Annotated in this window: 10 protein-coding genes; all 10 read left to right on the plus strand. The window is 72.0% G+C overall.

Features of this window, described 5'->3' with window-relative positions; genetic code table 11:
* A complete protein-coding gene (locus MEICH_RS0122370) occupies positions 1 to 552 on the plus strand; it encodes a hypothetical protein (RefSeq protein ID WP_157202988.1) in 552 nt (183 codons plus the stop codon).
* Positions 549 to 887, plus strand: coding sequence for a hypothetical protein (locus MEICH_RS0122375; protein ID WP_027894450.1), 339 nt, complete (start codon positions 549 to 551; stop codon positions 885 to 887). Before MEICH_RS0122370 ends, MEICH_RS0122375 begins: the two co-directional genes overlap by 4 nt.
* A gap of 4 nt (positions 888 to 891) precedes the next feature.
* Complete coding sequence (locus MEICH_RS0122380; RefSeq protein WP_027894451.1) at positions 892 to 1,776, plus strand: hypothetical protein; 885 nt, start codon at positions 892 to 894, stop codon at positions 1,774 to 1,776.
* A 46-nt stretch (positions 1,777 to 1,822) separates the two neighbouring features.
* Complete coding sequence (locus MEICH_RS0122385; protein ID WP_027894452.1) at positions 1,823 to 2,698, plus strand: DUF4114 domain-containing protein; 876 nt, start codon at positions 1,823 to 1,825, stop codon at positions 2,696 to 2,698.
* Positions 2,699 to 2,731: 33 nt separating this feature from the next.
* Positions 2,732 to 2,965: a hypothetical protein gene (locus MEICH_RS0122390; protein ID WP_027894453.1), complete on the plus strand. Its 234-nt coding sequence runs from the start codon at positions 2,732 to 2,734 to the stop codon at positions 2,963 to 2,965.
* A gap of 101 nt (positions 2,966 to 3,066) precedes the next feature.
* Positions 3,067 to 4,833, plus strand: coding sequence for a hypothetical protein (locus MEICH_RS26660; protein ID WP_084542486.1), 1,767 nt, complete (start codon positions 3,067 to 3,069; stop codon positions 4,831 to 4,833).
* A gap of 19 nt (positions 4,834 to 4,852) precedes the next feature.
* The gene (locus tag MEICH_RS0122400; RefSeq protein ID WP_027894454.1) at positions 4,853 to 5,266 is read left to right on the plus strand and encodes a hypothetical protein; all 414 of its coding nucleotides are present in this window, start codon (positions 4,853 to 4,855) and stop codon (positions 5,264 to 5,266) included.
* Positions 5,267 to 5,320: 54 nt separating this feature from the next.
* Entirely contained in the window at positions 5,321 to 5,809 is a 489-nt protein-coding gene (locus tag MEICH_RS0122405) for a hypothetical protein (RefSeq protein WP_027894455.1), read from the plus strand.
* Positions 5,799 to 6,029 (plus strand): hypothetical protein, encoded by a 231-nt coding sequence (locus MEICH_RS0122410; RefSeq protein ID WP_027894456.1) that lies wholly within the window; start codon positions 5,799 to 5,801, stop codon positions 6,027 to 6,029. Before MEICH_RS0122405 ends, MEICH_RS0122410 begins: the two co-directional genes overlap by 11 nt.
* A partial coding sequence (locus tag MEICH_RS29650) for a hypothetical protein (protein ID WP_027894457.1) occupies positions 6,022 to 6,309 on the plus strand: 288 nt, incomplete at its 3' end. The genes MEICH_RS0122410 and MEICH_RS29650, both read left to right, overlap by 8 nt.

Consider the following 6,309-nt stretch of genomic DNA (forward strand, 5'->3'; position numbering starts at 1 on the left):
GTGGACGATTACGCCGCTTTGGAGGAAGTGCTGCAAGGCCCGGCCCCCGAGCCCCGGCCCCTCGACCCCCAGGCCACCCTCGAGGCCGCCGAGCGCTACCTCCAGCGCCTCGAGCTGCCCTACCCCAAGGCGCGGCCCCGGCCCGGCCCCGACTACGCCAAGGCCCTGGAGGAACTGCCCCAGGACATCACCCTCGCCACCCCCCAGCAGCTCGGGCAGCGCATGTTCCACCTGGCCGCGCTGCTGGCCTTCGCCCACGCCGAGCAGGGCCGCTTGCAGGTGCTCGTGGACGGCAAGGAGCTGCGCCTGTCCCAGCACCGCGCCCGGCTCTACCTCAAGCTCAAGGCCGAAGAGGGGCGCAGGCTCACCGAGGAGGGCTGCAAGGCAGAAATCGCCCACGACCCCACCACCCGAGCCCTGGAGTACGAGCTGTTCGAGGCGCGGGCCAAGCTGAGGCTGCTGGCGAGCGTGAGCGAGGGCTACCGGCTGGAGTACCAGACCCTCAGCCGGGAGATTGCCCGCCGGGGGATCGACCTGGAGCGCAGCCTGTGAGCTGGAGGAAAGCCGTCGTGCTGACGCTGGGCCGGGGCCAGGTCCACCTGGCCTACCTGCGCGCGGGGCAAGGCGCCGAGCAGACCCTCGAGCTGGCGCTCGCCCCCTTCACCCCTGACCTACAGCGCAAGAGCAGGCTGGGCCTGAAGGTCTACCGCGAAGAGCTCGACCGCCCTGGGACGGCGGTGCTGCGCTTCACCGGCAGCGCCAGCGTCCGGGCGCTGCGCGAGCGGCTGGAAGTCCTCGAGCGGCTGCTCGAAGCCCTCGAGCGCCAGCCGGGGGCGACGCCCGCCGGGCCCGGCCCCGGCCCTGACCCCGGCCCGCCCCGAAACTAGATTCATGGGCTACGGCATCGCGGTCAGCGTGGGGAACCTGCCGGGGCTGGAGGGCGTCGAGCGCCTGCTGGCGCTGGCGACCGGCGACGCCGAGGGGCTGTACCCCAACCAAATCGCCGCCCTGCGCCGCCTGGCCCAGGGCGCGCAGGAGAAGTGGAAATCCTACGCCAGCGGCAACGAGCCCCTGCCCGACGGCACCCGGCTGCGCCCGTGGAGCGGGGCCTACCTCCAGAGCATCCTGCTCGAGGAGGTCAACGCCCTCGACTACCGGGTGTTCTCCGACCCCGCCATCGCCCCCCACGCCCCCGCGCTGGAGTGGGGCGCCAAGGGCTGGGACATGCGCGAGCTGCTGCGGCGCAGCCACAGGGCCCGCAGGAGCGCCGAGGGCAAGCTCTACCTCATCATCCCCTACCGCCACGGCACCCCCCAGAGCGTGGTGGTGGGGGCCTACTCGGGCCGGGAGATGCCCCAGGACGTGTACGCCCTGGCCCGCGAGCTGGCCCCCAGCCTGGTGACGGGCCACTACGAGGAGGCCAGCGTGCACGACGCCAAGGTGCGGGTGCGGCGCAACGCCTACGCCTGGGGCGACCGCCTGACCCTGCGCGAGCTGCGGGCGCTGGGGGTGGAGGAGCGCCAGGCCCAGCGCATGGCCGGGATGGTGCGCTTCGACGCCTCGACCCCCGCCGCCCGCTCGAGCCTCTACCTCACCTTCCGCACCCTCTCGGAGAAAAGCCCCGCGGGGACGTGGGTGATCCCCGACCGGCCCGGCAAGGGCGTGGCCGAGGCGGTGTACCGCTGGGCCCAGAACCTCGCCCCCCAGGTGCTCGCCAAGGCCAAGGAGTTCGACATCGAGCGCATCAAGCGCCTCGCCGGGATAGGAGGAGCATGACGAGCATGACGAGCATGACCACGACCACGACCACGGAGGAGCGCCGGTGATCCGCGACGCGATGGCCTTGCCCCGGCCCGAGGGCGGGGCGGTGCACCTGCTGTTCTCCCTGCCCTCCCCCGCCGCCCGGGTGCGGGTGATCCGCCTGCCCGCGGGCCAGGCCCCCGCCTCGCCCACCGACCCCGCCGCCCGGCTGGTCTTCGAGGGCGACCCCCTGCGGGTGGGCGCCTTCCCCTTCCACCTGCGGCCCGACCCGCCCCGCGACCCCGAGCTCTACGCCGAGGTCTTCGACCTCGAGGCGTTCGCCTACTCCTTCGGGGACGACGCCAACGCCATCGAGGGCCAGGAGTGGGATTACTACCTCTACGCCCTCGAGGGGGGCGCCTACTCCGAAGCGGTGCGCGTGCGGGCCAGGCCGCAGCGCACCGCCCGCCACCGGCTGCGCCTGGAGGTCAAGCCCCTGCTCTACCAGCGCCTGAAGTACCACGCCCAGGACGCCGAGGGCGGGGTGTTCGTCGCGATGGAGGAGAGCCTGCACGAGGGCCACCCCTTCCCCGTGGTGCTGGCGAAGGCCCGCTACGTGCTCGCCACGCGGCACCTGGGCCACACCCGCCAGGCCGAGGGCGAGGAGCTGGCCGTGACCTACCGCGCGGTGGGCGAGGTGCTGATCCTGGCCCGCGACCCCGGCGAGCGCGACCGGCTGGCGCGGCACTTCCGCGACCGGCTGGTGTGCGACCTCTCGCTGTTCGAGCTGCTGGGGTGGGAGGACGTGAAGCTCCAGGGCTCCGACGTGATGCAGGACTTCCAGGACGCGGTGTTCTACGGGCACACCCTGGCCCTCGACGGCGAGGTGGACGGCTTCATCTCCCACCCCCTGCCCTGGCGCGTCAGCGAGGGGCTCGAGGTGGCCCCCGAGGATTAGGCTCTGACCCCCGCCCCCGCCCACACTGTGGACATGGCTAAGGAAGCTAAGGAAGCGAAGGAAAAGATAAAAGACCCCGCCCCCGCCCCCACCCCCGCCCCCGCGGAGCCCGAGCGCGCGGTGAGCCTGGAGGAGTGGGCGCGCCGGGCGGGGCTGGACAAGCTGGCCCTGGCCGCCATGCGCGCGCGGCACAAAGACCCCACCGAGCGCCGCACCCCTGCCGAGTGGATGCTCTCCTACGAGCGCCTGCTGCGCAGCTCGGTCTGAGACGGGCCCACAGGCCGCGGGCGACGCGACAAAGGCCCTTCGGGGCCTTTGATTTTTTACTCTGACCCCTCCTTGCCCTGAGCGTGAGGAAAGGAGGTGTTATGAATGGCATCGGAGTCAATCTAGAGGGGCAGCAGGCCGAGTTGCCGGGCGTGTACCACACGGTCAACACGTCCCGCTTCAACCGCCCCCGCCCCTTCGGGGCCAAGCGGCTGGCGATCATCGCGCCCGCGCTGGGCGGCCCGCCGCGCAAGTTCACCGCGATCACCCCCTCGGAGGCGGCCAGGGTGCTCAAGGGCGGGGTCGGCCTCGAGCTGGTCAACGACGCCGCCGACCCCAGCCCGCTGGGGGGCGCCAGCGACATCCTGTTCTACCGGGTCAACGCCGCGACCAAGGGCAGCCTCAACCTGGGCAACCTGACCGTCACGGCCAAGGACGCCCACGCCGGGGTGGAGGGCAACGCCATCCGGGTCCGTCGCGACAGCGTGCCCGGCGACGCCGCCGCGCGCCGCCTCAGCGTCGAGCTGCCCGGCGACGGGCTGGGGGCGGAGGAGAGCCCCGAGCTGGGGCCCGCCCTCGAGATCAGCTACGTGGGCAGCGGGGCCGCCCCCACCGTCACGGTGCAGGACAGCGCCGGTCAGAAGGCCCTGGCCCTCGCCAGCGACGTGGCGGTGGAGGCGCGCACCATCCTCATCGGCGGCAGCGGGGTCAAGACCTTCAGCGAGCTGGCCCAGCTCATCAACGAGACGGGGGCGTGGACCGCCAAGGTGCTCTACCGCCACGGCAACTTCAACCCCGGCGGCCTCGCCGCGGGCGCGGTGGCCGTCAGCGCGAACAAGGCCACCCTCGACCTGGGCGTGGAGGCCCAGGCGCAGTGGCTCGCGGGCAGCCGCTACGTGAGCGCGGCGGTCGCGGGCGGGGCCGAGGCGGGCCTGGACGCGGGCTGGCTCTACCTCTCCGGCGGCACCGAAGGGCCCGCGGTCACCGCCAACGACTACGCCAACGCCCTCAACGCCCTCGAGGACGAGGACGTGCAGGCCGTGCTGGTGGGCACCCCCGACCCGGCGGTGGCGGCGATGGGCGCGGCCCACTGCCGCAGCATGAGCCACCCGGTGAACCGCCGCGAGCGGGTCTTCTTCACCGGCGAGGCCCTGGCCGCCAGCGCCGAGGCGCAGGAGAGCGAGGCCATCGAGCTGGCCGCCTCGCTCGACACCGACGCCGCGGTGGTGGCGGGGACCGCGGTGCTGCGGCGCAACCCGCGCACCGGCCTGGTCGAGGAGCTGCCCCCCTTCCGGGTGGCCGCGATGCTGGCGGGGCTGTGGTGCGCGCTGGGCTGGGACCAGCCCCTGACCTACAAGCCCCTCAAGGTGCTGGGGGTGGTCCACAAGAGCGAGCGCGCCCTCAAGCGCTACCTCACCAAGGGCGTGACCGGCGTGATGTACGACGCCGACGACCAGACCTACCGCGTCAGCGAGGCCATCACCACCTGGCAGGCCGACCTCGACCCCCAGCGCCGCAAGCTGCACGGCGTCGGGGTGCGCTTCTTCCTCAACAAGTACATGCGCTTCTCGCTGAAGAAGTGGGCGGGCGGGGTGGCCTCGCAGGACGACCTGCGCCAGATGCTGGCCGACGCCGACGCCGCGCTGCTGCGCCAGGTGCGGGGCAGCGGGGGCACCAACAACCCCAACGGCGTCCTCACCGCGGGCCAGCACCCCGAGACCGGCGAGGACGTGCCGCCCTACAGCGATTTGCGGCTGGTCTTCGACGGCAACAGCGTGGTGGCCCTGACCTACCGCGCCTGCGCCATCGGGGAGATCACCCAGATCGTCGGGGAAGCGACCTTCGAGCCCATCAAGATCACGGCCTAGCCGCGGAAGGAGGTGAGAGATGTCAACCGTCAAGGACCAGAAGACCCTACACGCCAACCACGCGGTGGTCAAGATCGGCGGGCAGGTGGTCGCGCGCCTGCAAAACATCCAGGTCAACCGCGACTCGGGCGCCGATTACGTCTACGAGGTGGGCTCCATCGACCCCGTGGAGATCAACCACAACCGCCGCAGCGTGCGCGTCTCGGTGTCGAAGCTGATCTTCCGCCAGGGCGGGCCCGCCGCGCAGTTCGGGCGCTTCGAGCTGGGCGAGCTGCCGCCCTTCGAGATCACTTTCCAGGACCGCGACTACGGCAACCTGTGGAGCGTCGTGGGCTGTGAGGTGGTGGGCGACAGCGCCAGCGTGAGCGTGAGCCAGCGGGTGGCCGAGAACCTGACCATCATGGCGCTGAAGGTCAACAACCTCTCGAAGTAGCCCCTCCGACCTCTGACCCCTTGAAGCCTCCAGGATGAGCCTGGAGGCTTTCACATGGATTACGAGCCCAAGGAGCCAGCGCAGTACCGCCCCGGCGTGGTGCGGGCCGAGGGGCCGCACTTCACCCTCACCCAGGCCCGCAACCCCGACCTCAACGGCGATTTCACCTTCCGCTACCCCACCGCCTTCGACGAGATCAGCATCGGCGCGCGGGTGACGGAGCTGGTCAACGCGGGGCGGGTGCAGCCGGTCAAGCTCGAGCTGCTGCCCTTCCGGGCCCAGCAGTACGTCCTCGCCATCGCCACCCTCGAGGCCACCATCAAGGCCGCCCCCAAGGGCTGGTACGTCCACACCGACGCGGGTTTCCCGCTCCTGGCCCCCGGCGCGGTGGGCGACGGCGACGAGGAGGTGGTGCTGCTGGCCTACGAGGGCTTCCTCAACTGGAAGCGCCGATTTCGAGAGTCTGTGGCTGGAGCCCGAGCACCTGAAGAAGCTCAGGACATGGTATCGGGCGCTGAAGATCAGCGGGGCGATGCGGCTTGACGCCCTCGAGGTGCACACCCCGATGGCCCTGGCCCTGCTGCGGCTGGACCTGATGGAGCGGGGCGAGGCCGACCCCATCGAGGCCGCGCGGGAGGAGGCCGAGTTCACGCGGCAGGTCGAGGGCGAGGACGCCTGGGAGCTGGCGGTGGGCGAGGGCTACACCGGCGAGCGCATGAGGCTCGACTACCGCTTGCTGCGGGAGGAGGTGCGACGTGGATAGCGTGGAGCTCAGGCTGCGGATGCTCATCGAGAGCATGGGCGGGGAGGACGCCGCGCGCCAGCTCGGGCTGGTGAGCGAGGAGATGCGCGACTTCCTGGAGACGATGGATCAGGTGGGCGAGGCGCGCATGACCCGCTTCGCCCAGTCCATCCAGGAGATGGCCCAGCAGCTCGGGGTGGGCGTGGCCGACATCGCCCGCTCGACCGAGCGGCTGCAAGAAGCCTGGAACCGCGGCGAGCCCCCCGCCCCCGCACCCGGCCCGGCCCCCACCCCGGCCCCC

The sequence above is a fragment of the Calidithermus chliarophilus DSM 9957 genome, assembly GCF_000430045.1.
In the GTDB taxonomy this organism is placed as follows: Bacteria; Deinococcota; Deinococci; order Deinococcales; family Thermaceae; genus Calidithermus; species Calidithermus chliarophilus.

What these genes read in the sequence shown, in the direction of transcription:
- MEICH_RS0122380 (WP_027894451.1), top strand. Translation starts at nt 892, where the DNA reads ATGGGCTACGGCATCGCGGTCAGCGTGGGGAACCTGCCGGGGCTGGAG.
- MEICH_RS0122390 (WP_027894453.1), top strand. Translation starts at nt 2,732, where the DNA reads ATGGCTAAGGAAGCTAAGGAAGCGAAGGAAAAGATAAAAGACCCCGCC.
- MEICH_RS26660 (WP_084542486.1), top strand. Translation starts at nt 3,067, where the DNA reads ATGAATGGCATCGGAGTCAATCTAGAGGGGCAGCAGGCCGAGTTGCCG.
- MEICH_RS0122400 (WP_027894454.1), top strand. Translation starts at nt 4,853, where the DNA reads ATGTCAACCGTCAAGGACCAGAAGACCCTACACGCCAACCACGCGGTG.
- MEICH_RS0122405 (WP_027894455.1), top strand. Translation starts at nt 5,321, where the DNA reads ATGGATTACGAGCCCAAGGAGCCAGCGCAGTACCGCCCCGGCGTGGTG.
- MEICH_RS0122410 (WP_027894456.1), top strand. Translation starts at nt 5,799, where the DNA reads ATGCGGCTTGACGCCCTCGAGGTGCACACCCCGATGGCCCTGGCCCTG.